Genomic DNA, 26,430 nt, shown 5'->3' on the forward strand with positions numbered 1-26,430 from the left:
CGCAGCGCCACGTCCTGGGTGCCGCCCAGCTGCGGGGAGGCCAGGGTCTTGCCCTTCAAACCGGCGGCTGAGGTGATCCCGGGTTTGACGACCAGCTGCGCGCCGCCGGCGGCGGCACCGGCGATGATCCGGATGGACTCGCCGTTGCTTTTGACGAAGGAGTTGATGGCCGGGTTCGGGCCGATGTAGGTGGCGTCGATCGCGCCGGCGTTCAGGGCCTCGATCGCGGCCGGGCCGGCGTTGAAGACCTGGGTGCTCAGCTTCGTGGCGCCGAGTTCCTTGGCGATGAATCCCTTGCTGACCCCCACCAGGGCCGGGGCGTGGGTGACGTTGCCGAAGTAGCCCAGGCGCAGCTCGGCGGCCGGGGAGGGCGCGGCTGCCGGGGCGGCGTTGTTCCGGGCGACCGCCGAAGCGACCGCGGCGCCGCCGCCGACCAGCAGGGCCAGGCCGACGGCGATGCCCACTTTCAGGCCGCGCCCGGCCTTGGGCTTGTTGCTCTCACCGGCAACGATACGGGTAGTCGAGGTGTTGTCGTGGGGTGATGACACGGGGAAATCCTTTGGGAGAGGGCAGGCCCATATGACGGCCTGGGCCATGAACGGAGGTGGTTGGAAAGCCCGGGAGGAGGTCCCCTGCCCGGGCTGGCTGCCTTGGCTGGATTGAGATTACGGTCACCGTTTCATGGCCACAACGGGAAACGACACGTGCTGTCACCGGGGGACGCCGACGTTAATCCGTCGTCGCCCGGGGTCATGGGAGGACCAAGTTCTTCATGCAGGAGTGCGTCCTCCCTGGGGCTCCGCCGCGGCCGCCGACTGGCAACCCGGGCAAAAAGCCAGCAGACTGGACAGGGGGTAGTCAGGGGAGCGGGCGGAACCCGCTCCCGCCGGATGGAGAGGCCCCGTCATTCCAACACCACATCGCCGGATCAATCCGTTGATCCGCAAATACCTCAGACCCGGCCGTCCCGCTTCCTACGAGGCGGGGAACCTCGGCGACCTCAGGCCGGTCGAACCGGCGGCTTGGCGCGAGGGCGTGCCGCTTATCGGCGACGATCAGGTCTACGTGATGAAGCGCGGGGCTGTGTACCACCGCAGGTGGTGCCCCTCTGTGGCCGACAAATGGGGAACCGCCCCCAGGGGACTGCTGGTGGCAATGCTTGCCGACGTCGGGGCGCGCACCCCCTGCAAGGAATGCGCCCGCCTCGTGAAGGCGGCCAGTGCCGCAGCACAGGAACAGCAGATTCCGCCCCGCACGGTACAGCAAGCCGGTCCTGCACCTGGGGTCGTCCCACTGAAGGCTGTCGGGCTCGCCCACGGAATCCTCTTCCTGGCAGCGGCGGCGGAACATCGGGGCCGGCTGAAGGAGACCGCCGTGGAGCCGGCGACCCCTCTGTACGTCGATGGCCAGCGAGCCGGCATGCTCGTACGTTTGGACGCCGGCCGCGCCGAGCCACTACTGGTAGTGCAGATGGACCCGCGGGCCACGTTCCGGGACGGAGCGTACCAGGTGCGCCTGCGTCACCCGCTGCGGCGGTCGGCGAGCAAACCCTTCGCGGTGGCCTGCATCGAACCGGTGCCGGAGGCGCAATAACGGGGGCTGCCCGCGTAACCGGCCTGCCGCCGTCGTACCCGGAAGGAGTCAGTCCACCATGTCGGGGAGGAGCGCCCCGTCGTCATCGGGCATCGGCATCCTGGACGTGGAGGGTTCCTTGCCGCGGCGGAAGTACAGTGCCGGTTCCGCGGCGCACTGGCGATTTGTGCTGATCCTGTCGCTTGAAGCACCATCCCACGTCCACAAGTTTGAACGTCTCGTCCGTATTTTGAATACGAGGAACCATTGGCCGCACGCGGTCGCATTGGGAAAGTCCGCCCGCATTCCCGGAACGGCCCTAGTCAGCCGGGCTCCTTGCCCTTTAGGTTGGTTTCCAACACGGTGTGGCGGGTATCACTCGCAGTCGGACAATGATGTCCGAAGCGAGCCGCTGCGTTCCGGACCCGTCGAGACCTTGCGGGCGTTCAGCCGCCCGCCGTTCAGGAGGATACGTATGACCGGTATGTTTGAAGTTTTCATCGACGAGGACGAGAGCTTCAAATTCAGGCTCAAGGCGCCGGACGGGACCGTGGTGGCCGTTTCGATGTCCTTTCCCGACAAACCCGCCGTGGTGTGCGGCATCCGCGACGTGCGCGAGTATGCCGGAATGGGCCTGATCACCGATTTGTGCCCGGAGGTCCCGGTCCACGGACCATTACCGGATGGCCCGGCGGCTCCAAGGCAGCTTGCCCCTTCCGCCGCTCCGCTGCCGCCAGCCCCGCAGCTTCCCGTACCGCAGCGCCTCCACGGTCCACTCCTGCAGAAGGAGCGGGCTATCCGGCCCTGGCACACGGGATCCGCAGTGGACTGCCCCGGCATGGTGGAAGCCTAGGTGCAACAGGCGCAACAGGCGCAACAGGGGAGTCGGCACGGGGAGCCTGGTCGAAACGCGGTCACTCCGCCCCGGGTTCGAAATGGCCGCCCATCTGTGTGAGGGCGCCATACAGGTCCGGCACGCCCCACCATTCGACGGCGCGGCCCCCTTGAAAACGCAGGATCTGGATCGACACCACCGTCAGCGGTTTGCCGGTTGCTGCGACGCCTACAAACGGCCCTGTGTGCGTTCCCCGCCACGTCACCCGGGCAGCGACCTTGTCGCCCTCCACGACGGTGTCTTCGACCGTTCCCGTGAGGCCGGACAGGGCCGCATGCAGTCCCCGCATCCAGAAGGCAATCCCGGGGAGGCCCGGCGCCTGGCCGGGGAATGGGGCGTGGTCCACAATGTCCGGGTCTACGGTCTCCGCCAGCGCATCGCCGTCGTTGGCTTCGACGGCGGCGATAAGCCGCACGTACGCCTGCCGCAAGTCATTGTTGTTGCCCATGGTTCCTCCTCGCAGGGCGCGCCGCCAGCCGGAACGGCTAGCACCAAGTGTGGGCGCCGCGGAGCAGGTGGACAAGGGCCGACGCCGTCACCAGCCGCCGCGCGTCGGCGTGTGTCCTTTCCGGGCATCGTCCGGCATGGCCATTTCGGCACGCAGGCCAAGGAGCCGGATCGGTCGGCCCGTTTCGATGACGGTTGCGAGGTCCAGGGCCCTCGCGAGGACTTCGTTCCGGTCGAAGGTTTCCGGGACCTTTTTCGCATGGGTCGTGGTGAGGAATGGCGCATACCGGATTTTCAGGGTGAGCCCGATCACCGGCCGCCCTTCGGCCACGACATCCTCCAGGACGTGCGCCGCCAGCTCCCGCACGGCGTCCTCCACCTCGGCAGGATCGGTCAGGTCGTGCTGGAAGGTGGTCTCCCGGCTGTGCCCACGGGCAACCCAAGGGGTGTCATCCACCACGCTGGCGCCTTCCCCGCGTCCAAGCTGCGCGTACCACGGGCCCATCCTGGGGCCGAACTCCGGAACCAGGTCCTGGGGGTCGCACGCGGCGAGCTCGGCAACGGTGTTGATGCCGTGTTTGGCAAGCCGGGCCGAGACCCTGGAACCGACGCCCCACAGCTCCTTGGTGGGGCGGCTCCCCATGACGTCGAGCCAGTTCCCGGCGGTCAGGCGGAAGACGCCGGCCGGCTTACCGAAGCCGGTGGCGACTTTGGCCCTGACCAGGGTATCGCCGATGCCAACGCTGCAATGCAGTTGCGTCCGCTCCAGGACGGCGGACTGCACCTGCCGGGCGTAGGCCTCCGGATCCTCGGTTTCGACTCCCACAAAGGCCTCGTCCCACCCCAGCACCTGAACCGTGGCACCGGGTTGTTCGCGCAGTGTGGCCATCACCGTTTCGGAAGCCGCCAGGTACGCCTCGAAGTCGACGGGCAGGATCACGGCGTCCGGCACCTTGCGCGCGGCAACACGCAAGGGCATTCCCGAACCCACGCCGAACGCCCTGGCCTCGTAGGAGGCGGTGGACACCACCGCCCGTTCCGTCGGGTCACCCCGCCCGCCCACGATGATCGGCTTGCCCGCAAGTTCCGGCCGCCGCAGCACTTCGACCGCCGCGATGAACTGGTCGAGATCGACGTGCAGCACCCACCGGATTCCGCTCACGGCTCCAGTGTGCCCTAAACCCCGCCGCCAGGCATCGGGTCCGGTAGGGGTTCTCTGGGCCCCGGCAGGCGGACCGCTCACTGGCGGCCTTCGAGACGCTCGACAGAGTTGTTCCGGCAATAACCGGTGCCTGCTTACGCCGAGCCGACCTCCCGGCGGCGCACAGCGAGCAGGGCGAGAAGTGTCAGGGCTGCGGCGATGCCGAGCATCCAGAACCCGTCGCCCCAGTCCGTTCCGGCAGCGGTGGTGACCGGTGAGTGCGTGAAGGGCGAGAGGTCCCGGACTGTCTGGTCGAAGCCGAGCATGCTTCCGTAGATACCGACGACGACGCCGAGGCCCAGCAGTGCCCATCCGGCCGGAATGGTGGCGCGCGGCCAGATGACGAAGACCGCGGCCGGGAGGGCGAGATAGATCAGGGCGGCCGGGAGTTGGTTGACCGCGGTCAGCCACACCTCACCGACCGCGCTCGACGTGTCGCCGGAAGCGACGAGGGAGAGCCATGCGCCGAGAGCCGTGAACGCCATGACAAGTACGACTGAAGCCGCGCCCAGACCAAGGAAGCTCCCGAGCCAGCGCACGCGCCCTACAGGGCGGGACAGGACCTGCTCTGCCGTGCCGGCTGCTTCTTCCTGGCGCAGCCTCAGCACGGCTTGGAGGCCACAGGCAGCGGCAAGGACACCTGCCACTTCGAAGAGGGCAGCCACGAGGAGTTGGGTCATGGAGGTCCCTTGTGCCTCGATCATGGAACGGAGGACCGCGGTAACCTGGGGATTGTCAGTAATCGCGGATTGTATTGCCGATCCGAGGGAGCCGGTCAGAACACCTGTGGCCAGGCCGCCGACGCACCAGCCAACGATCGCGCCCTGTTGGAGGCGCAGCGCGAGGGTGAACGCGCCGCGCAGGGTGGATGGCGCGTCCGCCCGCCCTGCCCGGCCGGTGAGGATGCTCGCACCAACGTCCCGCCGGGCCATGACTGCGGCCACCGCGGCTGTGCAGGCAACTCCAAGCGCGAGCGGCAGGAGCAATGGCCACAGCCGGTTGCCCGTGTAGGCGAACGTCTGTTGGCCCCATCCGATGGGCGAGAGCCAGCTCGGCCAGGCAGCGGTCATGGTCATGCCGTCGGCGCTGACCTCGCCCGTCGCGTCGCCGAAGCCGCGCAGCAGATAGGCGACCATGGCCAGCGCCGAAGATGCTCCGTTGGCGCTGCGGGAAGTGCTGAAGAACTCGGCGGTCAGCAGCCCCACGCCAAGGAACGCGAACCCGACCGCGCCTGTGGCCAAGCCGGCGACGACCGAACCGGCCGGATCAAGCCCGCCTCCCACGAAGCCAAGCGCAGTGGCAATTGCGACGAGAATGTTGGCGGCGATGCCGTGGAGCACTGTTGCCGCAAGCGGAGCCCAACGACCGGCCGCCGTCGCGGAAACCAAGTCGGCGCGGCCGGCCTCCTCCTCGGCACGTGTGTGGCGCACGGCCATGAACGTGTTCATGAAAGCGGCGAGCAAGGCAAGGAACGCGAAGATCTCGAAGAACGTGAAGGAGCCGAGCTCCGGTCCGCGGGCGAGGCCGCGAAGCAGCAGGATCGCCGGGGTTGCCGTCGCGAGGCGGAGGATTTCGGCGCGCGCCGCCTCATCACCGAAGGACTTCGCGATGGCAGCGACGGCGAAGAGTGCCAGGACGCCGATCGAAAGGACCCAGCTGGCCAGCTGCCATCGATCCCGGCGCAGCCGCTGCCGGTACAGGATCCAGAGTGCTTCCACCTTAGGCTCCCGCCCCCGCGGCCGCACGATGCCCGCGATGGCGACGGGCGCCGTCGTGCGCTTCCTGCACCGGTTCAATGACCTGGTCCCCGTAGTGGCGCAGGAACAGTTCCTCCAGCGACGGCGGGGCGACGAGGAGGTCTTTGACCCCCAGGGTGCCGAGCAGAGGGAGCACTTCGTGGACCCTGTCGGAATCGGCGCCGAACTTGACGCGGCCGTCGGCGACGACGAGGTCGTGCACTTGGGTGAGGGCCGCGAGGGCGTGGGTTTCGACGCTGTCCGCCGAGAAGGAGACTTCCGTCCGGGTGAGGTGCCGGAGGGTTTCGAGGGTGCCGCCGTCGACGATCCGCCCGGAGCGGATGATGCTTACGCGGTCCGCAAGATGCTCCACCTCGGACAGGATATGGCTGGAGAGCAGCACCGTTGCACCGTTCTCCTGCACCAGCCGCCGGGCCTCCCGCATGAAGACGGCCTCCATGAGGGGGTCGAGTCCGCTGGTAAGCTCGTCGAGGAGGTAGAGCTCGGCGTCTGTTGCGAGGGCGGCGATGAGGGCGACCTTCTGCCGGTTGCCCTTGGAGTAGGCACGGCCCTTCTTGCTCGGATCGAAATCGAAGATCTCGCACAGCTGTTTCTTGCGACGCTTGTATCCTTCGCGGTCTTCGGCGCGCCCGCTCAGTCGTGAAAGGAGGTCTATCGCTTCTCCGCCGGAGAGGTTGGGCCAGATGCTCACGTCGCCTGGCACGTTCGCGACGCGCCGGTGGAGCGCGACGGCGTCCGCCCATGGGTGCAGGCCAAGCACCGTAGCGGTGCCCGACGACGCGCGCGCGAGGCCGAGCAAGATGCGCAAAGTGGTGGTCTTCCCGGCGCCGTTGGGGCCGAGGAAGCCGTGGATCTCGCCGGCGTGGACTTCGAGGTCGAGGCCATCGAGGGCCTTGACGCGGCCGAAGTTCTTGTGGAGGTCGACAGTCTGGATGACGGTGTCCATGGTGTGAGCGTACGAAGCTTTCGCTGTTCTGTGAACGTCCCAAAGGCCCTTGCGCGCCAGGAAATTCCGTAGCAAACAATTCCGTCCGTCAGCGCATGCCCAAACAGGGCCTTGAGGCCTTCCTTCCTCGCTTCGGGATGCAACGGACCTTACCCTGTGGCTATGAACCAGCGGGGAAGAAATTGGCACGGGCAGCACAAAGCGGAGCTGACCCGGGGCGAACGCGCCGCGGACGTACTCCGCAACGGAATGGGCAGCTGGACCTTCGTCGGGCTGTTCATGGCGTTCATGGCGGCCTGGGCGGCGATCAACACTTACGTGTACGGTTCCCAGGCATGGGATCCGTACCCCTTCATCCTTCTGAACCTTTTCCTGTCCATGTTGGCGGGCCTCCAGGGCGCAATCCTGCTGATTGCCGCCAAACGCCAGGACGCCATAGCGGCCGCGATGGCCCAGCACGACTACGAGACGGATGTCCTTGCAAAGTCGGAGATCGACCGGCTCATGGCCGTCAACAACGAGCAGCTGAAGCTGTTGGAAGAGCTCCGGGCCCTGCTCGTGTCGCAGCGGGGGGACCGGGGCTCACCGCATGCGGGATGAGGAATCCGTGCGGGAAGCTGGCTAGCGGACGTCGATGACGCCCATCATCCCGGAATCCTCGTGGTCGAGGATGTGGCAGTGATAGACGGACTTTCCCGTGAAGTCCCTGAAAGCAACCCGGACCCTCACCTGTCCTCCGGCCGGCACGTTCACGACGTCCCGGTAGAGCACGGCAGCCGGGGCCACTCCGCCTGCTTCCACGAGCTGCATCGGCCAGACGTGCAGATGGAACGGGTGATCCATCGGGCCGGCATTAAGAAGCGTCCATTCCTCGACGCTTCCTGCCGTGGCGATGGTGTCGGTTCTCGCCGGGTCGAAGTGTTTGCCGTTGATCGTGAAGTCCATCATGCCCATCATGGCCGCTCCACCAAACAGCAGGTGCCGCCGTGCGTCAACGGGAAGCAACCTCAGGTCCTCGGGCCCTGGACGTTCGAAGGCAGGCTCCGGCGGAGGCCCGGAATCACCGGTTCCCCGGAAGGTGGCGAGAGCCACCGGGTTGTCCGGGGACAGGGGACCGGGGAAGCCCGGCATGCCCATGCCCCTTCCATAGGGCGCCGTCGTCAGGAGAACGTCGCCGGGAGCCGCCGTCACCAGCAGGTCCGCACGGTTGCCGGGTACGAGCAGTATTTCCGTCGCCGGATCCGCTGGATCCGGCGCGCCCGAGTCGATGCCAAGGACACGCAGCCGCCGGCCCTCCATGCTTAGCAGCAGGTAGCGGGACGCGCAGGCATTGACGATCCGCCACCGTTCATGTTCGCCCGGGCGGGCTTCCAGGCGGGGAGTGAGCTGGCCATTGAGCAGCAGCAGTTGGCCTTCGCGGCCTGCCATCCGTTCCATGGCCGACGGCGGCAGGACCGTGCCGCCCGCGTCCAGGGTGGTGTCGGAAACCACCATGACACGTTCGCGGCTCACCGCGGCGGGAACCCGGTCCTCGACGATGATCGCTCCGAAGAGCCCGGCGAAAAGCTGATCGGCTGCGTTCCCGTGATGGTGCGGGTGGTACCAGTAGACCCCCGGGGGGTGGTCGTCGGGTATCCGGTACTCGTAGTCGAAGCTGCTTCCGGGGTCAACGGAGATGAAGGCATTGTCACCGTTGCCCTGCGGCGTGACATGCAGGCCGTGCAGGTGCAGGTTTGTCGGGTCCTGGAGGGAGTTGACGAGCCTGATTGCCAAGGAGTCGCCAGGGCGCATCCGCAATGTGGGACCCGGGACCACCCCGTTGTATGCAAAGCACGACGCCGCACGGCCGGCAAGCGGTACGGTTGCGGGCGATGCCTCCAAACGGACGTCAAGACGCCCGGCGGAACTGCGGATTACCGGCGGTTCCAGCAGTCCATCCCCGCCGGGCGATGCCGGCCCGGAGCCCGATGTGAGGATAGCGCCCACCGTACCGGCGGCCATTCCGGCCAGGCCGAGCCCGCCAATCAGGAGCGCCGTCCGCCGGCTGACGGGAGCCATCAGTCCACACTTCCCTCTTTCGTGGCCGGATAGGGCATCAACGGGCCACCGCCGGCTGGTCCCATGTCCGCTTCGAGCCGTTCGACGTCTTCCCGGCGGCATAGCTCGGTCGCCGGCGTCAGAACCGCGGCACTCCCGGCCGCAACCGCAGTCCTCAGCGCGGTTTCCGGCGGGTTTCCCTGCGCGAGCCGCAACACGAAGGCGGCCAGGAAGCTGTCCCCGGCCCCGACCGCGCTGACGACCTTGACGGGTGGCACAGCTATCCGGGCCGCACCGGAGGCGGACGCCAGGAGGGCTCCGTCTTCGCCGAGGGTCAGGGCCACATACTCCGCGGAGCCCTGTGCGATGAGGCCGGACGCGGCTTCCATCAGGTTTCGTTCGTCGTTCAGGTCCGCCCCGACAAGTTCGGAGAGCTCCCGTCGGCTGGGTTTGACCATAAAGACGCCCTCCCCGAGAGCTGCCGCAAGGGCAAGTCCGGAGGTGTCCACGATGCAGCGGGCCCCTGCCTTGCGCACCATCTGCGCAACCCTGGCGTAGAAGTCCACGGGCGCCCCGGGTGGCAGGCTGCCACTCGCAACGACGTATCCATGTGCCGGAACGGCACGGGCAGCAAGCCTCAGACAGTTGCGCCACTCGCGCCCGCTGAGTTCGGCCCCTTCAAGCACGAAGCGGAATTGCCGTCCGGTGGAGAGTTCGTCAACAGTGAAGTTCTGCCGGGTGCTCCCGCGCACGGGCGCGACGAGCACGGGGATTCCTTCTGCTTCCATGAGGTGCCGGTAGGTATCTCCGGTGGTGCCGCCCGCTGTGTACATGGCCACAGCCTGCCCGCCCAGCCGATGGATCACCCGGGCGACATTCGCGCCCCCGCCTCCGGGATCGATCCGGCTGCTGCCGCACCGAAGCTTGTGGCCGCTGTAGATTGAGTCCGCCGAAGTACTGATGTCCAAGGCAGGGTTCATGGTGAGCGTCAGGATCGGCATGGACATCCCCGTTCCGGAAGCCATTCCCGGACTCCTGTTCCACCCGGCGCCGGCGGCTCAGGCGTCGCCGTCGCTCTGGGACAGCGTGTCCGGTGTGCGAGGGGGCCACCATTGCACCGGATCGCTGATGACGAAGCGCCGTCCGCTGAGCCCGGTGGGGATTATCCGGACCACGTTGTCCTTGGGTCCGGCTTCCCAAGGGGACAACGACGTGCCGGCGGCCTCCTGTAGCTCCGCCACATCGTCAACAAGTTCGGCGGTTCCCTTGACGACGACGCTCCAGGCAATGGTGCCGTAGCGGTTCAGGCCGTCCGCTTCGAAGGCAATCGGTTTTCCGCTTTGCACGGCGTCGAGCTTCGTGCCTGGACCGGTCCGGAAGATCAGCGTGCCGTAGTCCGGAACATAGTTGACCGGGAAGATTTCGGGATCGCCGCTGCTGACCAAGGCGATTCTTCCTACGGAAGCGGTCCCAAGGTATTTCCAGCAGTCGTGCACGGTGAGGGACGTGGTGTCGGAAGCGGAGGCGGGAGTATCCATGGACCGAGGGTAGGTTCCAGGGCACGCGGACCGGTAGGGCAGAAAGTCCTGCGGAACCGTAGCCGGCGCCGGGAGCGACAGGGCGCTCCGCCGTCGGCGGGACTTCCGGCCCTAATCCGGACGGGACAGCAACGGGAGACTGGGTCTGCAGGGCCTGTGCAGGGTCCGCGGAATCCTTGGACGAGGAACGGGAAACACCATGAAGAATCCAATTATCGTCGGCGTCAACGACACCGATGCAAGCCAGGCGGCCCTTGCCTGGGCCATGCACAGGGCGGCAGCGTTGAAGCTGCCGGTGGTCCTGGTCCACGCCATCGACTACCCTCCGTCTTACGAGAACTACGCCAGCATGGAAACGGTCAGGAAGTACGGGACCGAGTTGCTTGAGAAGGCCAAAGCCCGGGCCGTGGAGGCGGAACCCTCAGTGGACCTTGCGACCAAGCTGGTTTCTGGAAGCGCCGGATATTCGCTGCGGAAGCAATCCCGGAACGCCTCGATGGTGGTCATCGGCTCCGGGGAGTCCTGGTTCGGCGGAGCGGTGACAGACAGGGCATTGCAGATTGCCGCCGTCGCACACTGTCCGGTGGCTGTCATCGGAACGAACGCCGGCGACGGCGGGCGGCAGGGCGTCCTGGTCGGTGCGGACGGGTCCGAGGAGGCCACCCAGGCGGTCGCGTTCGCGGCGGCGGAGGCGGACCGTGAAGGCCAGGAACTGACGATCCTGCACGCGTTCGGAAGCCCGCGTTTCAAAGTTCCCAAGGGCATGCCTGGCAGCGACCTCGCCGAACTCGCCGCGGAAGAAGAACGGGTGATCCTGTCCGAAACCGCGGCGGGCCTTGCGGAAAACTACCCTGACCTGACTGTCCGCCAAGTTCTCGTAGTCGATACAGCGCCCGCGAAAGCCCTCGTCGAAGCCGCCGGAAACGCCGGCCTGCTGGTCCTGGGAAGCCGGGGCAGGGGCGCGTTCAAGCGGCTGCTGATGGGTTCCACCGCCCATGCTGTGCTCTCGCAACTGCCGTGCCCCACCATCATTACGAGGATCCGCCCGGACCAGCACCGGTAGGGACAAGCACCCCATGCGGGAGGCCGGCTTTGGGGCGCCGCCTCCCGCGGACGGTGGTCACGTATCGGTGGTCACGGCTAGGAAACGGTCACGGCCAGGAAACCTGGCGGTCAGGGGACCGGCCCGCCAGGAGCGTCCGCGGTCCGGACAACCAATACCGGGCACGAAGCATGATGAAGCACTGCGTGCGCGGTCGAGCCGAGGCTTCCGCTGAGGACACTGCGGGAATGGGTGCCAACAACCACGGCGCTGGCACCGTGGGCGGCGTCCAGCAAAGTCCCGGCAACCGAGGTGCCGGTGAGCATCCGGGTGCGGACATCGAGTGCCGGTGACCACCGGCGCACCGTGCGTTCGGCGTCGTCAAGGACTTCCTCCGGGCGGCGCGGCCTGGCCGGCGCCGGGGTGCGGTGCCACGCACCTTGCCGGTGCTGCACGGACACGATGAGCAGCGGCGATTCCGTGAGCGTCGCAAGGACGCAGGCCTTGCGGACCGCTTCCTCCCAGTGCCGGTTGTCGGCCGCGGAAGCGGCATGCTCGGCGTCGACGCCGACGACGACGGGGCCGCCTTCGGGACCGGAACCGGTACCGCGGACGACGGCGACCGGGCAGTCCGCCGTGGCTGCCAGCTCCAGGCTGACCGATCCGACCAGCAGGCCCATGAAGCCGCCGATGCCCCGGCTGCCCACGACCAGCATGGTCGCGTCGGCCGAAAGCTCCTTCAGGACAGCGGCGGGCCAACCGAACTTCAAGACTGTACCGACCGCCACGGCAGGGGCTTCTTCCCGGGCGATGGCTGCACCTTCGGCCGCGACCGCCTCCGCCGCATGCTGCAGGCCGCTGTCCGCGATCCCGGGGACGGGCCCAAGATCGTGGGTGAAGGCAGGCCACACGGAGCAGTGCACCACGCTGAGTCCTGTTCCCCGCAGGAAGGCCTGGTGCGCGGCCCAGCGGACCGCAGCAGCTGCCTCGTCGGAGCCGTCGTAGCCGGCAACAATGCCCGACACTGAACTCAACTGTCTTCCGGGGTGTGGACGACAAGCACCGGGCAGTGGGCGTGTGCTGCCACTGCCGAGCTGACGGATCCGAGGAGGAGTCCGCCGAAGCCCCCGTGGCCCCGCCTGCCCACAACGATCATGTCAGCGTCTTTGCTGGCCTCGACGAGCATGTCCCTCGGATGGCCGCGGACCAGGCGGGGCACGACGTTGTCCGGCAGCTCCGGCCCGAAGGCCTTTTCGACGGCCTCCCGGAGAATAGTGTTCGCAGCTTCCTCGAATTGCCCGATACCCACCGCCACATAGCTGGCATACGCCTGGGGATAGTCCCAATAGGCGGAGGCCTCCAGCCGGGCCCCGAGCGGGACCGCCAGCTTCTGGGCCTGCCGGAGGGCTTCGATTGAGGCGTCGGAGCCGTCCACACCGACGATGATCCGGTGTTGATCCGGTGAATTGCCGTCCACTGCTCCTCCTGGCTTGGCGATGTTGATGGGCTGGGTAGCAACACTGTGCTCCCGGACAGGGGGTTGTGGCTAGGGCTGGGGGCGGCCGCGCAACACCGCGATCGACTTCTGGTATTCCTCGGCACCGATCTCGCCGCGGGCGAAGCGTTCGGCCAGGATCTCTTCCGCGGGGCGGGAAGCCGGAGGCGGAGCGAATCCGGCCGGCGGGTTGTGCCGGTCCTGCGGCTTGGCCAGGGAGCGGGCAACGAGGATGATGGCAGTGATTACCGTCCCCCAAAGAAGCAGCATTGTCACGGCCATGAAGACATACCCCCAGACGCCCAACTGCGTATTCCAGTACATGGCTGTTCCTTCCTTCTTCAGCAGGACGTTTTCTTCAGCAGGACGCTTGTTCAGCAGACCGCTGGCTCAGCCCGCCGCCGGCGGCGTGACAGTGCCGGCGGTGTCGCCGCCGTCGATGACGAATTCGGCTCCGGTAACGAAGGACGAGTCATCCGAGGCGAGGTACAGAATGAGCTCGGCGACTTCGCCGGGGTGCCCCATCCGGCTGATTGCAACATGGCTCATGTCCAAGGTCATGCCGGCGGTCATGGGGGTGGAGATGACGCCGGGATGGACCGAATTGACGCGGATGCCGTGGCGGCCCAGATCCAGTGCGGCGCTCTTGGTAAGGCCGCGGACTCCGAATTTCGAGGCCGTGTAGCCGGGAATCTGTTCGTAGCCGCGCAGGCCCGCAGTCGAGGAAACGTTGATGATGGACCCGCCCTTGGACTTCTTCAGGGCGGGTATGGCGGCCTTGATCCCGTTGAAGGTACCCGTCAGGTTGACGGCTATGACCGAATTCCATTGCTCCAGGGTGTAGTCCTCGATCGAGGCGAAATTGACGATTCCGGCATTGTTCACCAAGATATTGAGGCCGCCGAAGGTGTCGACGGCGGCTGCCACGGCCGCCTCCCAATCCTGCGGGGAGGTCACGTCGAGATGGACGTACAACGCGCCCGAACCGATGCGTTCGGCCGTTTCTTTGCCTTCGTCATCCAGGACATCGGCCAGCACCACACGCGCGCCTTCCCCGTGGAGCCGGGCAGCCGTGGCCGCTCCGATGCCGCGGGCAGCCCCGGTGACCAGAGCAACTTTGTCGATTACGCGTTCCATGGGTCTTCCTTTGTTTGGGGTGGAATGTGTGTGCGGCCGGCGAGTGGCTCACAGCGGGTGGCTCACAGCGAGGGCCCGGGACTGCCATCGTCGGCGGGCTGGCCTTTGGCGCGGGGCAGCCTGATCCCCAGGCGGGTATGCCTGAAGACCAAGTAGGCGCCGGACGCCATGATGGTGAACCCCACGGCGCCCAGGCCCGTAAGTTGCGTGGCGATACCCGCCATGAGGACGAAGGCCCCCACAAGCAGGATGAAAGCGCCGGCCGCCCTGCGGGCGGGACGCGCGACGTCGACCGTCGGGGCGCAGAGCTTGGCAGCCAGTCGGGGGTCTTCCTGCAGCAGCTGCTCGGCAAGCAGCTCCAACTGGTGCCTTTCGTATTCCGTGAGGGCCATTGCTTCCTCCTCGTCGAGCAACGTGGCCGGAAGCGCCCGGGTATCCCGCAGCGCGTCTGTTTCAAGGATGGTTCCGGCCGCTTCCCGCCAACAGGGCCGAAAGTCACGATAGGAGCAGGGCCTGCCGGCGCCGCCTGCCACTCTGTGAGGCACCACGCCGGGAGGACTTTCGGCCCTGTTGAACCCGTAAGGGGCAACGTGATTCTGGGGAGGGAAGCTCTTCCAACTTCACCTTTCCCGGCAGAGGAGGCACCGTGCGAGCATGGTGGGTGGACGATCCGGGGCCGGTCCGCATCGATCGGCTGAAGGGCGGTGAACGTCCGGATCCGGTCCCTGGCCAGGGCGAGCTCCTCCTGGCTGTCAAGGCCTGTGGAGTGTGCCGGACTGATCTGCACCTGGCCGAAGGAGACCTGCAACCCAGAGCGTCCGGAGTCATACCGGGGCACGAAGCCGTAGCTGAAGTGGCCGGCCTCGGTGAGGGCTGCACAAAGTACCGGATCGGGGACAGGGTGGGGGCTGCCTGGCTGGGCGCCACCTGCGGCGCCTGCCGCTTCTGCCTCGGGGGCCGGGAGAATCTGTGCCTCCACCCGCGGTTCACCGGCTGGGACCTGGATGGCGGCTACGCGGAATTCATGGTCGTCAAGGAGGACTTCGCCTACGCGATCCCCGACGCCTTCAGCGACGAAGAGGCCGCACCCCTCCTGTGCGCCGGAATCATCGGATACCGGGCGCTGAGGCGGGCGGCGGTTCCCCGTGGCGGCCGCCTTGGAATCTATGGCTTCGGGGCATCGGCGCACCTTGCCGCCCAAATTGCCATCTTCGAGGGGGCCGAGGTCTATGTGATGACCCGTTCCGAGAATGCCCGCCGCCTGGCCCTGGCACTGGGGGCAGTCTTCGCCGGGGACTCCCTGGACCGGCCGCCGGTGTCATTGGACTCGGCAATACTTTTCGCCCCGGCGGGCGAACTGGTTCCCGTTGCACTGCGGGCTCTCGACAGGGGTGGCACGCTGGCAGTTGCCGGTATCCATTTGAGCGACATACCGCCCCTGAAATACGGCGAGGAACTGTTCCAGGAACGGCAGTTGCGCAGCGTCACGGCCAATACCCGGCAGGACGGAATGGAGCTGATGGAGATCGCGTCCCGGATACCTCTTCGACCGGCCACCACCGCGTACCCGTTCGACGAAGCGAACAAGGCTTTGATGGACCTCGCAGCAGACCGGGTCACTGGTGCCGCCGTCTTGCGCATCGGCAACGGCAGGGGCCACTGAAGCCATGAAGGAAGCCGCGCCGACGGGGCAGGCGAGCGCTACCGCCGGGTTGACCACGGAGGCGGCAGCGGAACTCCTTCGACGGTATGGTCCCAACCAGTTGCCTGACGCCGGTTCGGCCTCGCGCTGGCGGCGGCTCCTCGCCGAGTTCGTGCACTTCTTCGCCCTCTTGCTGTGGGGTGCCTCCGGGCTCGCATTCATTGCGGGAATGCCCCAGCTGGGAATCGCGATTCTCGTGGTGGTCATCATCAACGGAGTCTTCGCCTACATCCAGGAGGAAAGGGCGGAGCACGCGGCAGCGAAGCTCAGGGCGCTGTTGCCGGCACAGGTGCTGGTGCGGCGCGACGGTGAAAGCTGCCGCATACCGGCCCGGGATCTGGTACCGGGAGACGTGGTCCTGCTCACCGGCGGGGACAGGATTCCCGCAGACGTCCGCCTTGTCGTCGTGGCGGGCTGCTCGGTGGATGAGTCGATGCTGACCGGCGAAAGTGAGCCCGTGGCCAAGGACCCCGGCGCCCCGGGAACCGGCGGCACGTTCCTGGTCAACGGCGATGCCGAAGGCATCGTCCTCGCCACGGGAGCCACGACCCGCCTGGCGCGGATCGCGGAACTGGCAGCCCGGGTCAAGCGGCCGCCCAGTCCGCTGAACCTGGAGCTGGACCGCATAGTCAGGACGATCGCCGTCGTCGCCCTGATAGTCGGCGGAGGCTTCTTCGCGGTCTCCGCCATGATCGGGATCCCCTGGCGGGATGCCTTCCTGTTCGCCATCGGGGTATCAGTGGCGTTGATCCCGGAAGGCCTCCTTCCGACGGTTACTCTGTCCCTCGCCATGGGCGCGCAACGGATGGCCGGCCGGAATGCCCTGGTGCGGCACCTGCAGGCCGTCGAAACGCTGGGATCCACCACCTTCATCTGCACCGACAAGACCGGCACCCTCACGCAAAACCGCATGAGCGCCGTCGAACTATGGACTCCGGCGGGCACAGTCAGGATCACCGGGAGCGGCTACGATCCCCAGGGAGACATCGAGGGGACGCCGGCGGCAACCGGTCTGGCCCGGCTCGCCGCCGGCGCCGCCGCGCTCGCCTCCCGGGGACGCACCGTTTTCCGGAATGAGGGCTGGCAACCCGACGGCGACCCGATGGAAGCCGCGCTCGACGCCCTCGCCGGCCGGCTCCAGGCCACCCGATCGGTGGGCAACCAGGCGGGGATGGCCCGGGCACCATTCACCCCTGCCCGACGGCGGGAGTCCGTTCTCGTCGGGACACGGCTTTCCGTCAAGGGCGCACCGGAAACGGTCCTGCCGCTGTGCACCGGAATGGCCGCCCCTGCCGGATCCGGGACGGTCCCGATCGACCCGGACGCGGTGGGCCTGGCGATCGAAAGGATGGCCTCGGAAGGATTGAGGTTGCTCGCGGTCGCCGGACGGGACCTCCCAAGCGGCGGTCCGGCCGGGGCTTGGGGCGCGGTCCCTGCTGAGGGCCTTGAATCGGAGTTGATCCTGCTCGGCCTCATCGGACTGCATGACCCGCCCCGCCCCACGGTCGCCGCTGCCCTTCGCGAAGCCAGGCTGGCCGGGGTCAAGGTTGCGATGCTCACAGGGGACCACCCCTCGACGGCTGCGGCGATTGCCCGGGAAATCGGACTGTCCCTGGACCAGGAACGCCTGCTCGACGGGCAGCACCTTCCTCTCGACGAACTGGAGCTGGGTGAACTGCTGGACCACGACGGCGTCGTCGTGAGCCGGGTGACCCCGGAGCAAAAGCTCCTCGTGGCGCGCGCCCTGCAGCGCCGCGGGCATGTGTTGGCGATGACGGGTGATGGCGTCAATGACGGTCCTGCCCTTCGCGAGGCGGATGTCGGGGTCGCCATGGGCGTCGGGGGAACCGACGTGGCCCGGGACGCGGCGGATCTGGTGTTGCTCGATGACGACTTCTCCACCATCATCGCTGCCATTGAACAGGGACGTGCCACCTACGCGAACATCCGCCGTTTCCTGACCTATCATCTGACCGACAATGTTGCAGAACTGACCCCGTTCGTCATCTGGGCCCTGTCCGGGGGAAGTTTTCCCCTCGCGCTGGGAGTGCTGCAGATCCTGGCCCTCGACATCGGTACCGACCTGTTGCCCGCACTTGCCCTCGGCAGCGAAAAGGCCGGCCCGGGCGTGATGCGGCGGCCGCCGGAACGGCGCCACCTCATGGACAGGCCGCTGCTCATCAGGGTGTTCGCCATACTTGGCCCCGTGGAAGCCTTGACCGAAATGATGGCGTTCACGCTGGTGCTCTACCTCGGCGGATGGTTCAGTGCCGGAGCACAGAAACCCGGTCCCTTGCTCCTCGAGGCATCCGGGACCGCGTTCGCGGCCGTGGTCCTGGGGCAGCTCGCGAATGCATATGCCTGCCGCAGCGCCACCCGGCCGCCTTGGAAGCTCGGCTGGACAGGCAACAGGATGATGCTCTGGGCTGTGCTGGCAGAGTCGGCGGCCCTGTTGTTCTTCCTGTACGTGCCGCCGCTGGCCGCGATCCTGGGGCAAGCGCCGCCGTCACTTGCCGGTGCCGCCGCTGCCGTGCTGGCGATCCCGGCGGTCTTCGCCGCAGATTTCCTCCACAAGGTCATCCGGGGGGCCGGCCGGCGCGGCAATGGGCCCGGCGCATGAGCGGGCCCGTGTACCGGGGCCGGCCTGTGACAAGTGGCTGTGACAACTGGCCGGCCTGTGACAAGTGGGCCGGTCTGTGACTGGTGCACTGGAACTATTCGAAGGACTTTCGGCGCGCGTCGTTGAGCCGGGTGGTCCAGACATCCGGGGCGTTGACCTTGAAACGGCGTCCAGTCAGCACGCGCGGTGCGAGCCGCACATAGTGCGATTTTGTCCCGGGTTGCCATGGTTCCAGGCCGAGGGCATCTGCGGCGGACTTTTCGTCCGGGTCATCGATCAGCGAGGTACTGCCTCGCACGATGACGCTCCAGGCTTCCTCGGCCACTGGATCGTAGCCATCGATCTCGAAGGCGGCGGGCTCTTCCTTCCTGGATTCCCACAGCTTCGTCCCGGCCGCGGTGCGGAACACAATGCTCCTGCGCTCCAGGACGAAATTGACCGGGAAGATTTCGGGGTGCCCGTCCACGATGAGAGCGAGCCTGCCGACGACGGATGCGGCCAGCAGCTCATAGCATTCCTCGAAATCGATCTTGCCATCATTCGGTACATCGCCCATGGGCCCGGATCCTAACGTCAACGGTCTTTCCAGAGTTCAGGGGTCTTTCCAAAGTTCACGGGGGAGTGCGGCCAGGCATGCGATGCACGCCAAAGCCGCACCGGAGGCAGGCTATTCCATTCCCGCCCTGGTTGCATCATCCACACCGACCCTCCAGCGCATTCCCGGGGTAACCGAGTACCTGCGGCCGGTCACGGAATCCGGAACGACGCGGAACAACTGATCCTTCCCGCTTCCCTGCCAAGGAAACAGTGCTTTGCTCAGGGATTCAAGCGCTTCCCTCGTTGAATCGCTGCGCATGGCATTTCCCTTGACGACGACGCTCCAGGCCATCCCGAATTCGGAGCTGACGGCGTCGGCCTCCAAGGCGACGGCGCCGCCGTCGTCGATTGCGCGCGTCTTGGTGCCCGCACCGGTGAGGAAAAGCAGCGTGTTGTCTTCCACCTTGTAATTCACCGGGAACACATCGGGCCGGCCATCGACGATGACCCCCAGCCGGCCGACCCCGGTCTCCCGAAGCAGCCTCCAGCATTCTTCGGTATCGAGTTCTTCCGCTTCCGGCACTACGTTTTTGTCAACCATGAGGCGATCCTAGGATGGCATCGGGGCGTGCGGACAGGGCACAAAGTCCCAACCCCCGCCAGCCACGCAAAGCGGTCTCCCTTGCAAGCAAAGCGTTGGCGCAGCACATCCTGTCCCACGGGTCTTCTATCGTGGCGTATGGTCGTTGCCGCGCATACGGAAGGCGACGAGGAGACCGGATGCGGCAGTGATCGCGGCGACCACAGAGACAGCCGCAGGGATCCCGTACTGGTCCGCGAGTACGCCGGAAAGCAGCGCCCCGACGGCGAAACCGCCGTCGCGCCACAGCCGGTAGACGCCGACGGAGCGGGCCCGCCAGGCGGGGTGTGCGACGTCGCCGATCGCGGCCAGGAACGTCGGGTAGACCATCGCGGTCCCCAATCCCAGGAGCAGAACGGCAGCCATCCAAGGCCCGAAGCTGTGCGAGGCTGCGACGATCGCCAATCCCACAGCCTGGATGAGCATGCCGGCGACGATAAGCCACTTCCGCCCCCACCGGTCCGAGGCCGCCCCGGTGGCAAGCTGCCCGGCGCCCCACACGGCGGGGTAGGCGGCGGCGAGGATGCCGATTTGCCCGAGGCTCAGTCCGGCACCTGCAAACAGGATCGGGAAGAGCCCCCAGGCGAGGCCGTCGTTGAGGTTGTTGACCATGCCGGCCTGGCTGACCGCCGAGAGGGAACGGTCGCGGAAGCTGGTCAGGGTGAAGACCTGCCGGTTAGTAAGCCCGCCGCTTGCCTGCTGGTGGGCATCGACGTGGTCCCTGGCCTCGACGAGGGAGTGCTCGCGGGTCTCGCGCACGGTTGCAACGGACAGGCCCAGGCCCAAGGCGATGCATACCGCGCCGAGCAGGAACGGCACTGGTCGGAGGCCGTAGGCGGAGGCGAGATAGCCGGTGGCCAGGGCGGCGACGGCGACGCCCAAGTAGCCTGCCGCCTCGTTCAGGCCCATGGCAAGTCCCCTGCGGGACGGGCCGACGAGGTCCATCTTCATTACGACGGTCGTGGACCAGTTCAGTCCTTGGCTGATGCCCAGCAGTACGTTTGCCATGACGATCCACGCCCATGCCTGCCCGAAGATGAGCAGGAGCGGAACCGGGATCGCCACCAGCCATCCCAGAAGGAGGACCGGCTTGCGGCCGAACCTGTCGGAGAGGGTGCCGGCGAAGTAGTTCGTCGCTGCCTTGGACAGGCCGAAGGCGAGGATGTACGTCAGCGCACTGCTGTACCGGTCGAGATGGAAGACGTCGCTGGCCAGCAGGGGCAGGACGGTCCGCTCCTGGCCGAGGGTGCCGCCAACCAAAGCGTTGACGGCGACGAGCAGGATGAACTGGGCCAGATTCCGGCGGAGTCCCAGCACGGGACCCGGTTCCGGGACGTGCTTGAGCTGTCTCGGTTCCGTCATCTTCCTCCGGTCCGGGGAATCCGCGCCGATCGCATCCGGTGGGACGTCACGCCTTCGCCGGGGCTCGCATGGCAGTGAAGACCAATACGACTCCTACGAGGAAAACAAGGACGGCGAGGTAGATCAGGCCGAGGTGGCCGAGCGTCGCCAGGCCCCAGGGGTAGTGGGCGGGCAGTGCAATGCCGAGGCCGACGACAGGAACGGCGACGGCCGTTGCGAAGGCCCACCGTTCACCGCGACGCACCCCGTACCAGGAGAGTGCTGCGACGGCCAGTCCGGCTGCCGCGATGAAGCCGCTGACTGCGATGTGCAAGTGGCTGATGTAGTGGTACAGCTGCGGGCTGAAGGCCTCGATCTCGTCCTTGCCCTTGTCCACCTGGTCCGGGCCTATCCCGAGTTCGAGGAAGGCATCCGTGAAATTGAGCACGAAGAAAATCACGGCGTATCCGACGAATCCGAGTCCAGCGACCGCCATGAGGGCGGCACCTGCGCGTAGGCGGGACTGCTCTTTTCGTGGAGTTTGGATGGTGGCCATTGCCACCGCCCCCTTTCTTATTCAAGTAGGTTCTTGAATAACACTCCTGATGTCATACTCTTGTCAAGAGACTTCTTGAATAGATTCCCGAAGGAGGTGCGGCATGGGGGACCATCGGGCCAAAGAAGCGCTATTCGACGTCCTTGTCGAGGCCGCGAGGGCGCTGGGGAACGGCCGGAGGGCGGAACTGGTGGACGTTCTCGCCCAGGGTGAGCGGTCGGTGGAGGAGTTGGCCGGGGAGATCCGGCAGAGCGTCGCCAACACCTCCCAGCACCTGCAACGCCTGCTGCGGGCAGGGGTGATCACCTCCAGGCGCTCAGGGACCCGCATCTACTACTCCTTGGCCGGGCCTGCGGTGGAGCGGCTATGGCGGGCGTTGCGGGAAACGGCCGAAGCGCATGCCGGCGCGCTGGGGGCTCTTGCCAGCTCATACCTGGGTGACCGTGCCAGCCTGAGCACTATCAGCCGTGACGAGTTGCAAGGGCGGCTGAAGCAGGGCGACGTCGTTGTGCTCGACGTCAGGCCGCGCACCGAATATGACGCGGCGCATATCCCCGGTGCCCTTTCAGTGCCCGTGGATGATCTGAAGGCCCGCCTGCGGCAGATACCCGAAGGCCGCGACATCGTGGCATATTGCCGGGGCTCGTATTGCGTGTACGCGGACGACGCCGTACGTGAGCTTAGCGACGACGGGCGCCGCGCGATGCGGCTCGAGGAAGGCTTTCCGGAGTGGAGGGCTGCCGGGCTCCCGGTCGAATCTGCCACGTGATCGGCGCCGGCCGACCGGGCAGGAAGGTGTAATCCGCTTCGTTTCAGCCGTCGTCGTTCGTCTTGCGGCCGCTCGCAGTGCCCGGCCGGCCCGCAGCGCCCAGCCGCCCTGCCGCGTCCTGCTGGATCCGCGCGGCTTGGGACGAATAGTCCGCGATGACGCGCAGTTCTTCGTCGCTGTACCGCTCCAGGAGGCTCGCCAGTCCGCCCATGAAGTCGGCAAAGTGGGGCATTGCGGGGCTGACCTGGTCGCCGACCAGTTCGATCAGGACCTTCCGCCTATCGCCTTCGTGCCGGACCCGGCGTGCTATGCCTTTGTGCTCGAGCCGTTGCATCAATCCCGTGACCGAGGCCGGGGCCAGCCCGGAGTGTTCGCCGAATTCCCCCGCCGTCATCGGTCCGAAGCGCAGCAGGATGTCGATTGCCTTACCCTCCGTTGCGGACAGTCCGCGCAGTTCGGAGAGCTTTGTGTGGAACATGACGGCCGCCGTCGAAAGCTCGCGTCCGGAGGCGTAGACCGCCTCAAGCAATTCCTGGCGCTGCGTGCTGGCGCTTTGTTTCTCCACCCCCAGAGACTAGCAAGTTGTTTCGTCCCACCGAAAGGATTGACGGGGCATGGCGGCACCAATATATTTCTTTCATCCGAACGAAATAAATTTCAAAGGAGTCGACCGTGCTGAACTGTCTTGTCATCGGATCCGGAATAGCCGGACTCGCCACCGCCATCTCGCTGCAGAAAGCCGGCCACCACGCCACCGTGTTCGAGGCCTACAATGAGCCCTCGGACGGCGTGGGTGGCTTCCTGACCGTGGCCGTCAATGGCTTCGATGCCTTGGAAACCCTCGGGCTCAAGGGTGCCGCCGCCGGTCTGGGCTTCAGCACCCCACGGATGTCCATGTACTTGGGCAGTACCGGAAAACACCTCATCGACTTTGACTATGGCGGATCCCTCCCTGACGGCACCACCGCGCGGACCATGACGCGTTCCCAGCTCCATGGCATGCTCCGCGAGGCGGCCGGCCGCCGCGGGATCCGCGTCGAGCACGGCAAGCGGCTCGCTACCGTGAAGGAAGCCGCCGACGGCGTCACGGCCGTTTTCGCGGACGGCACCTCCGCGCGCGGAGACCTGGTGGTGGGCGCCGACGGCCTCCACTCGGCTGTGCGGCCGCTGATCGATCCCTCGTCCCCGGCTCCCCGCAACATCCCCCTGCTCAACACTGGCGGTATCGTCGACGCCGGACTGCTCCCGGCAGGGCTCGTCGACGTCGAACCGGGCCGCATGAAGATGGTCTTCGGAAAGCGCTGCTTCTATTGCTACATGCAGGATCCGGAAGGCAGGATCTGGTGGTTCGCCAACCCTCTTCAGCGGTCATCGGAGGATCCAGCCATGCTTGACCATAGCGCCCGCAAGTCCTGGCTGATACGGCTCGTGGCGGGCGACCGCACCCCGATGGCAAGGATCATAGGGGCAACAGAGGGCATGATCCGGCCGTACAGTACCTCCGACTTTCCGGGCATTCCACGCTGGCATCGAGGCGGCCTGGTCCTGGTGGGAGACGCCGCCCACGCTGCATCCCCCTCGTCCGGGCAGGGTGCTTCCATGGCCGTTGAAGACGCCGTTGCGCTCGGTCGATCGCTTCGGGGCGTCTCTACCGAGGACATCCCCGGCGCCCTGTCCCGTTATGAGAACGAACGCCGGAACCGGGCCGAATCAGTGGTCGAATGGGGCCGCCGGAATGCCGCCCCAAAGGTCCGCGGCCAATTCAGGCGGGTCTTCGAAGACCTTGTGCTGAAGGCCGTCTTCCGCTCACTCGCCCGGAAGGCGCCTGACAACTTCGACTGGGTCTATCGCCACCACATCGACTGGGATGCGCCGGTGGTCCCCAGTGGGTCCGCCGCTCCCCGCCGGCCCGTTCCTTCCGCAAAGGCTGCTAGGTAGAAGCGTCGACGCGGACCAGCCGCAGGACGAGCGCCCGCTCAGGGAGCGAAGTGAGCAGGTCGAGGCCCGCCTCCCGGAGCAGGCTCCCCGAGTAGGAGGGCACCTCGGCTTCGGAGTCGAGACCGGTGGTCTTGTTCAGCCAGTGTGGGCTCAGCCACCAAGGGCCGAGCGAGTCGGGTCTAGCGGCCTCGACGCGGTACCGCGCCTCTGCCAAGAGTCCTGGCAGACGGACCCGGTGCCGTGAATCCGCGGACAGCGGCGGCGTCATGATGGTGTAGATCGCCTCCGAGCCGTCGGCGGCCACGACACCGCGGAGGGCCGGCGCATCAGGGTCAAAGTCGCCGTCGGCAACGACACGGCCGGTGCTGATGAGTTCCCGGTGCTCCTGATACGCAGAGATCCAGCGCGAAAGGACGGCTGCCTCCGCGTCTTCCAGTTCCCGGATGTCCCACTCGATGCCGAAATGGCCGAGGAACGCGATCGCACAGCGGGTGTGCAGATCGCTCGTGCGCCCGGTGACGGAGGAGACGGCTGAGGCAACGTGGGAGCCGAGCATCTCGGGCGGGACGAGGAGCCCGGTCCAGCGGAGCATGCGGGCGCGGTCGAGGGGATCATGATTATCGGAGGTATGCACGCGGTCGGTGCGCTCGAGGATCCCGAGGTCGACGCGTCCGCCTCCCGACGCGCAACTTTCGATCTCGAGCGCGGGGTGTCGTTGGCGCAGCTCATCGATCAGCCCGTACAGGGCGAGGGTTTGGGCGTGCACCGCCGGCGCTCCCGTCGCCGGGTGGCCCGCGTCGATCAGGTCGCGGTTATGGTCCCACTTGAGGTAGGCCACGCCGTGGTCCGTGACCAGGCCGTCGAGGACCCCGAGAATATGCGCAAAGGCCTCCGGATTGGTCAGATCGAGCACCTGCTGGTAGCGGAAACGTGGCGGCAGTTCCCCCCGCGCCTTGAGGATCCAGTCGGGGTGCGCGCGGGCGAGGTCGGAGTCCTCATTGATCATCTCGGGCTCGACCCACAGGCCGAATTCCATCCCGAGGCCACGGACGTGCTCGGCGAGCGGGCCGAGGCCGTCCGGCCACGCCACCGGGTCCGGGCTCCAATCGCCCAACCCGGCGGTGTCGTCCCTTCGGCCCAGGAACCAGCCGTCGTCGAGCACGAAGCGCTCAACTCCGAGGCCGGCGGCGCGCGTCGCGAGCTCTGCCAGAGTGTCGAAGTCATGGTCGAAGTACACGGCCTCCCACACATTGAGCGTGACGGGTCGTGGGCGACGCGACGAACGTGAGCGCTCCCGCAAGAAGCCGTGGTAGCGGGCGGCGGCGGCGTCCAGGCCAACGCCGAAGCTGCCGTAGACCCAAGGAGACACGTAGCTCTCACCGCTTGCAAGGCGCACCTCACCCGGGAGGAGAAGTTCGCCGCCGCGGAAGGCCAAATGCCCGTCACTCCGCTCGACGGCGTGCTCGTGGTTACCGCCGATGCCGACATGGCAGAGCCATACTCGGCCCGCTAGAGCGTCGAAGCCCGGTGTTCCGATGGCGACGACCGTTGTTGCGTCCAGGCCGGTGCGGCCGCGGCGGGACCCGCGGGTATGGGTCCCGAAGACGACGGGGTGCCGCTGCGGGATCTTCTCGGTGGCCCAGCGGCCCGAGAAATCCAGTATTTCGCGCGCATCGCCCGGCAGGCGCAGTGCCGGGTTCACCCCCACTATTTCGAGGTGCCCGTGCGCATCGCTTTCGTTACGTACGCTTACCCGCGTCCGCAGCAGGCCAGTAGCTGTGAGATCGATCTCTAGAGTGACTCCGATTCCGGCCCATTTGTCAGTGGCGGCGATGCTTACAAGACCACCCTGCCGCTGCACCACGCCGCCCTCGGCGAGTGTTTCGCCGTCCAGGGTGACCGTGGCCGCGACCAGCCGGGGTGACCATGCGGCGCCCGCACGGTGGGCCCTGATGCCCGGAAGACCGCCCCACCCCTGCGAGTGCTCGGGCAGGATGCCGGGCTCGTATGGGACATCGGATACCCCGCCAATCCCCGTGCGGACGCTGGTTCCGGCGTATTCGACGAGGTCATGGTCGCTTGCGTGGATCCGGGGTCCCCAGTGCGTAAGCACGGGCATCCCACCTGCCGCCTGAGTCAGGAGAACGGACACATTATCAGTAGTGAGGTGAATCACCCGGGGGAGTGGCATAGAGACATTCATACCGTCAATCCCAGCGCGAGTAAAGGGAGAGATCGATTTCTGACAATGGTCCGGCCG

27 protein-coding genes are annotated in these 26,430 nt (G+C 66.8%); 8 read left to right on the plus strand and 19 right to left on the minus strand.

What is annotated here, in order from left to right; translation table 11 throughout:
• A partial coding sequence (locus DWV11_RS01645; protein ID WP_245953387.1) for an ABC transporter substrate-binding protein occupies positions 1 to 548 on the minus strand: 548 nt, incomplete at its 3' end.
• 388 nt (positions 549 to 936) lie between these two features.
• Here DWV11_RS01645 and DWV11_RS01650 point away from each other — a divergent pair.
• Both DWV11_RS01650 and DWV11_RS01660 read left to right on the plus strand, forming a co-directional pair.
• A complete protein-coding gene (locus DWV11_RS01650) occupies positions 937 to 1,593 on the plus strand; it encodes a hypothetical protein (protein ID WP_115787164.1) in 657 nt (218 codons plus the stop codon).
• Positions 1,594 to 2,047: 454 nt separating this feature from the next.
• Positions 2,048 to 2,425, plus strand: coding sequence for a YegP family protein (locus DWV11_RS01660; protein ID WP_115787166.1), 378 nt, complete (start codon positions 2,048 to 2,050; stop codon positions 2,423 to 2,425).
• Between the two features lie 61 nt (positions 2,426 to 2,486).
• Here the strand turns inward: DWV11_RS01660 and DWV11_RS01665 are convergent, their stop codons facing one another.
• The 4 genes from DWV11_RS01665 to DWV11_RS01680 form a co-directional block, all read right to left on the minus strand.
• Positions 2,487 to 2,915: an ester cyclase gene (locus tag DWV11_RS01665; protein ID WP_115787167.1), complete on the minus strand. Its 429-nt coding sequence runs from the start codon at positions 2,913 to 2,915 to the stop codon at positions 2,487 to 2,489.
• An 87-nt stretch (positions 2,916 to 3,002) separates the two neighbouring features.
• Entirely contained in the window at positions 3,003 to 4,076 is a 1,074-nt protein-coding gene (locus tag DWV11_RS01670) for a DNA polymerase IV (protein WP_483964180.1), read from the minus strand.
• Between the two features lie 134 nt (positions 4,077 to 4,210).
• Entirely contained in the window at positions 4,211 to 5,833 is a 1,623-nt protein-coding gene (locus DWV11_RS01675) for an ABC transporter permease (RefSeq protein ID WP_136017855.1), read from the minus strand.
• A gap of 1 nt (position 5,834) precedes the next feature.
• A complete protein-coding gene (locus tag DWV11_RS01680; RefSeq protein WP_115787170.1) occupies positions 5,835 to 6,818 on the minus strand; it encodes an ABC transporter ATP-binding protein in 984 nt (327 codons plus the stop codon).
• 162 nt (positions 6,819 to 6,980) lie between these two features.
• On the opposite strand from DWV11_RS01680, the gene DWV11_RS01685 reads away from it, so the two are divergent.
• Positions 6,981 to 7,418, plus strand: coding sequence for a DUF1003 domain-containing protein (locus tag DWV11_RS01685; protein WP_115787171.1), 438 nt, complete (start codon positions 6,981 to 6,983; stop codon positions 7,416 to 7,418).
• 21 nt (positions 7,419 to 7,439) lie between these two features.
• Here the strand turns inward: DWV11_RS01685 and DWV11_RS01690 are convergent, their stop codons facing one another.
• Genes DWV11_RS01690 through DWV11_RS01700 form a run of 3 tightly spaced genes read right to left on the minus strand, consistent with a single transcriptional unit; the run spans position 7,440 to position 10,393 of the window.
• The gene (locus tag DWV11_RS01690) at positions 7,440 to 8,876 is read right to left on the minus strand and encodes a multicopper oxidase family protein (RefSeq protein WP_115787172.1); all 1,437 of its coding nucleotides are present in this window, start codon (positions 8,874 to 8,876) and stop codon (positions 7,440 to 7,442) included.
• On the minus strand, positions 8,876 to 9,880 hold the full coding sequence (locus DWV11_RS01695) for a 1-phosphofructokinase family hexose kinase (protein WP_210725640.1): 1,005 nt from the start codon (positions 9,878 to 9,880) through the stop codon (positions 8,876 to 8,878). The genes DWV11_RS01690 and DWV11_RS01695 overlap by 1 nt, the downstream gene beginning before the upstream one ends.
• Positions 9,881 to 9,913: 33 nt before the next feature.
• Complete coding sequence (locus DWV11_RS01700; RefSeq protein WP_115787173.1) at positions 9,914 to 10,393, minus strand: pyridoxamine 5'-phosphate oxidase family protein; 480 nt, start codon at positions 10,391 to 10,393, stop codon at positions 9,914 to 9,916.
• 199 nt (positions 10,394 to 10,592) lie between these two features.
• On the opposite strand from DWV11_RS01700, the gene DWV11_RS01705 reads away from it, so the two are divergent.
• Positions 10,593 to 11,456, plus strand: coding sequence for a universal stress protein (locus tag DWV11_RS01705; RefSeq protein WP_115787174.1), 864 nt, complete (start codon positions 10,593 to 10,595; stop codon positions 11,454 to 11,456).
• A 110-nt stretch (positions 11,457 to 11,566) separates the two neighbouring features.
• On the opposite strand, the gene DWV11_RS01710 is transcribed toward DWV11_RS01705, so the two are convergent.
• The 5 genes from DWV11_RS01710 to DWV11_RS01730 form a co-directional block, all read right to left on the minus strand.
• Complete coding sequence (locus DWV11_RS01710) at positions 11,567 to 12,460, minus strand: universal stress protein (protein WP_245953388.1); 894 nt, start codon at positions 12,458 to 12,460, stop codon at positions 11,567 to 11,569.
• 5 nt (positions 12,461 to 12,465) lie between these two features.
• Complete coding sequence (locus DWV11_RS01715) at positions 12,466 to 12,912, minus strand: universal stress protein (protein ID WP_115787176.1); 447 nt, start codon at positions 12,910 to 12,912, stop codon at positions 12,466 to 12,468.
• A gap of 69 nt (positions 12,913 to 12,981) precedes the next feature.
• On the minus strand, positions 12,982 to 13,254 hold the full coding sequence (locus DWV11_RS01720; RefSeq protein WP_115787177.1) for an SHOCT domain-containing protein: 273 nt from the start codon (positions 13,252 to 13,254) through the stop codon (positions 12,982 to 12,984).
• A 66-nt stretch (positions 13,255 to 13,320) separates the two neighbouring features.
• The gene (locus DWV11_RS01725) at positions 13,321 to 14,067 is read right to left on the minus strand and encodes a glucose 1-dehydrogenase (RefSeq protein WP_115787178.1); all 747 of its coding nucleotides are present in this window, start codon (positions 14,065 to 14,067) and stop codon (positions 13,321 to 13,323) included.
• A 62-nt stretch (positions 14,068 to 14,129) separates the two neighbouring features.
• The gene (locus tag DWV11_RS01730) at positions 14,130 to 14,459 is read right to left on the minus strand and encodes a DUF3040 domain-containing protein (RefSeq protein WP_115787179.1); all 330 of its coding nucleotides are present in this window, start codon (positions 14,457 to 14,459) and stop codon (positions 14,130 to 14,132) included.
• Positions 14,460 to 14,713: 254 nt separating this feature from the next.
• Here DWV11_RS01730 and DWV11_RS01735 point away from each other — a divergent pair, with 254 nt between their 5' ends.
• Entirely contained in the window at positions 14,714 to 15,730 is a 1,017-nt protein-coding gene (locus DWV11_RS01735; RefSeq protein ID WP_115787180.1) for a zinc-dependent alcohol dehydrogenase family protein, read from the plus strand.
• Positions 15,731 to 15,734: 4 nt separating this feature from the next.
• A complete protein-coding gene (locus tag DWV11_RS01740; RefSeq protein ID WP_115787181.1) occupies positions 15,735 to 18,389 on the plus strand; it encodes a cation-translocating P-type ATPase in 2,655 nt (884 codons plus the stop codon).
• Between the two features lie 94 nt (positions 18,390 to 18,483).
• Here the strand turns inward: DWV11_RS01740 and DWV11_RS01745 are convergent, their stop codons facing one another.
• The 4 genes from DWV11_RS01745 to DWV11_RS01760 all read right to left on the minus strand — a co-directional run bounded on the left by DWV11_RS01745 (position 18,484) and on the right by DWV11_RS01760 (position 21,463).
• Positions 18,484 to 18,945, minus strand: a complete 462-nt coding sequence (locus tag DWV11_RS01745) for a pyridoxamine 5'-phosphate oxidase family protein (RefSeq protein WP_115787182.1) — start codon at positions 18,943 to 18,945, stop codon at positions 18,484 to 18,486.
• 111 nt (positions 18,946 to 19,056) lie between these two features.
• On the minus strand, positions 19,057 to 19,527 hold the full coding sequence (locus DWV11_RS01750) for a pyridoxamine 5'-phosphate oxidase family protein (protein ID WP_115787183.1): 471 nt from the start codon (positions 19,525 to 19,527) through the stop codon (positions 19,057 to 19,059).
• A 126-nt stretch (positions 19,528 to 19,653) separates the two neighbouring features.
• Positions 19,654 to 20,928 (minus strand): MFS transporter, encoded by a 1,275-nt coding sequence (locus tag DWV11_RS01755; protein WP_115787184.1) that lies wholly within the window; start codon positions 20,926 to 20,928, stop codon positions 19,654 to 19,656.
• Between the two features lie 46 nt (positions 20,929 to 20,974).
• Positions 20,975 to 21,463 carry a hypothetical protein gene (locus tag DWV11_RS01760; RefSeq protein WP_115787185.1) on the minus strand — a complete coding sequence of 163 codons (489 nt, stop codon included), beginning with the start codon at positions 21,461 to 21,463 and terminating at the stop codon, positions 20,975 to 20,977.
• Between the two features lie 103 nt (positions 21,464 to 21,566).
• Here DWV11_RS01760 and DWV11_RS01765 point away from each other — a divergent pair, with 103 nt between their 5' ends.
• Positions 21,567 to 22,232, plus strand: coding sequence for an ArsR/SmtB family transcription factor (locus tag DWV11_RS01765; protein WP_115787186.1), 666 nt, complete (start codon positions 21,567 to 21,569; stop codon positions 22,230 to 22,232).
• A 43-nt stretch (positions 22,233 to 22,275) separates the two neighbouring features.
• Here DWV11_RS01765 and DWV11_RS01770 read toward each other — a convergent pair whose 3' ends face one another.
• Positions 22,276 to 22,797 carry a MarR family transcriptional regulator gene (locus DWV11_RS01770; protein ID WP_115787187.1) on the minus strand — a complete coding sequence of 174 codons (522 nt, stop codon included), beginning with the start codon at positions 22,795 to 22,797 and terminating at the stop codon, positions 22,276 to 22,278.
• A gap of 107 nt (positions 22,798 to 22,904) precedes the next feature.
• Between DWV11_RS01770 and DWV11_RS01775 the strand changes: the two genes are divergently transcribed.
• The gene (locus DWV11_RS01775; protein WP_115787188.1) at positions 22,905 to 24,170 is read left to right on the plus strand and encodes an FAD-dependent oxidoreductase; all 1,266 of its coding nucleotides are present in this window, start codon (positions 22,905 to 22,907) and stop codon (positions 24,168 to 24,170) included.
• Here DWV11_RS01775 and DWV11_RS01780 read toward each other — a convergent pair.
• The gene (locus DWV11_RS01780; RefSeq protein WP_425452035.1) at positions 24,163 to 26,289 is read right to left on the minus strand and encodes an alpha-galactosidase; all 2,127 of its coding nucleotides are present in this window, start codon (positions 26,287 to 26,289) and stop codon (positions 24,163 to 24,165) included. The genes DWV11_RS01775 and DWV11_RS01780 overlap by 8 nt on opposite strands.
• Positions 26,290 to 26,430 lie beyond the last annotated feature (141 nt).

It is taken from the genome of Arthrobacter silvisoli, assembly GCF_003369445.1.
GTDB classification, from domain to species: Bacteria; Actinomycetota; Actinomycetes; order Actinomycetales; family Micrococcaceae; genus Arthrobacter; species Arthrobacter silvisoli.

Bases quoted from the DNA above. Each gene is read 5' to 3' on its own strand.
- DWV11_RS01660 (WP_115787166.1), top strand. From the start codon at position 2,048: ATGACCGGTATGTTTGAAGTTTTCATCGACGAGGACGAGAGCTTCAAA.
- DWV11_RS01665 (WP_115787167.1), bottom strand. From the start codon at position 2,915: ATGGGCAACAACAATGACTTGCGGCAGGCGTACGTGCGGCTTATCGCC.
- DWV11_RS01680 (WP_115787170.1), bottom strand. From the start codon at position 6,818: ATGGACACCGTCATCCAGACTGTCGACCTCCACAAGAACTTCGGCCGC.
- DWV11_RS01685 (WP_115787171.1), top strand. From the start codon at position 6,981: ATGAACCAGCGGGGAAGAAATTGGCACGGGCAGCACAAAGCGGAGCTG.
- DWV11_RS01690 (WP_115787172.1), bottom strand. From the start codon at position 8,876: ATGGCTCCCGTCAGCCGGCGGACGGCGCTCCTGATTGGCGGGCTCGGC.
- DWV11_RS01695 (WP_210725640.1), bottom strand. From the start codon at position 9,880: ATGGCTTCCGGAACGGGGATGTCCATGCCGATCCTGACGCTCACCATG.
- DWV11_RS01700 (WP_115787173.1), bottom strand. From the start codon at position 10,393: ATGGATACTCCCGCCTCCGCTTCCGACACCACGTCCCTCACCGTGCAC.
- DWV11_RS01705 (WP_115787174.1), top strand. From the start codon at position 10,593: ATGAAGAATCCAATTATCGTCGGCGTCAACGACACCGATGCAAGCCAG.
- DWV11_RS01720 (WP_115787177.1), bottom strand. From the start codon at position 13,254: ATGTACTGGAATACGCAGTTGGGCGTCTGGGGGTATGTCTTCATGGCC.
- DWV11_RS01725 (WP_115787178.1), bottom strand. From the start codon at position 14,067: ATGGAACGCGTAATCGACAAAGTTGCTCTGGTCACCGGGGCTGCCCGC.
- DWV11_RS01730 (WP_115787179.1), bottom strand. From the start codon at position 14,459: ATGGCCCTCACGGAATACGAAAGGCACCAGTTGGAGCTGCTTGCCGAG.
- DWV11_RS01740 (WP_115787181.1), top strand. From the start codon at position 15,735: ATGAAGGAAGCCGCGCCGACGGGGCAGGCGAGCGCTACCGCCGGGTTG.
- DWV11_RS01745 (WP_115787182.1), bottom strand. From the start codon at position 18,945: ATGGGCGATGTACCGAATGATGGCAAGATCGATTTCGAGGAATGCTAT.
- DWV11_RS01750 (WP_115787183.1), bottom strand. From the start codon at position 19,527: ATGGTTGACAAAAACGTAGTGCCGGAAGCGGAAGAACTCGATACCGAA.
- DWV11_RS01755 (WP_115787184.1), bottom strand. From the start codon at position 20,928: ATGACGGAACCGAGACAGCTCAAGCACGTCCCGGAACCGGGTCCCGTG.
- DWV11_RS01760 (WP_115787185.1), bottom strand. From the start codon at position 21,463: ATGGCCACCATCCAAACTCCACGAAAAGAGCAGTCCCGCCTACGCGCA.
- DWV11_RS01765 (WP_115787186.1), top strand. From the start codon at position 21,567: ATGGGGGACCATCGGGCCAAAGAAGCGCTATTCGACGTCCTTGTCGAG.
- DWV11_RS01780 (WP_425452035.1), bottom strand. From the start codon at position 26,289: ATGCCCGTGCTTACGCACTGGGGACCCCGGATCCACGCAAGCGACCAT.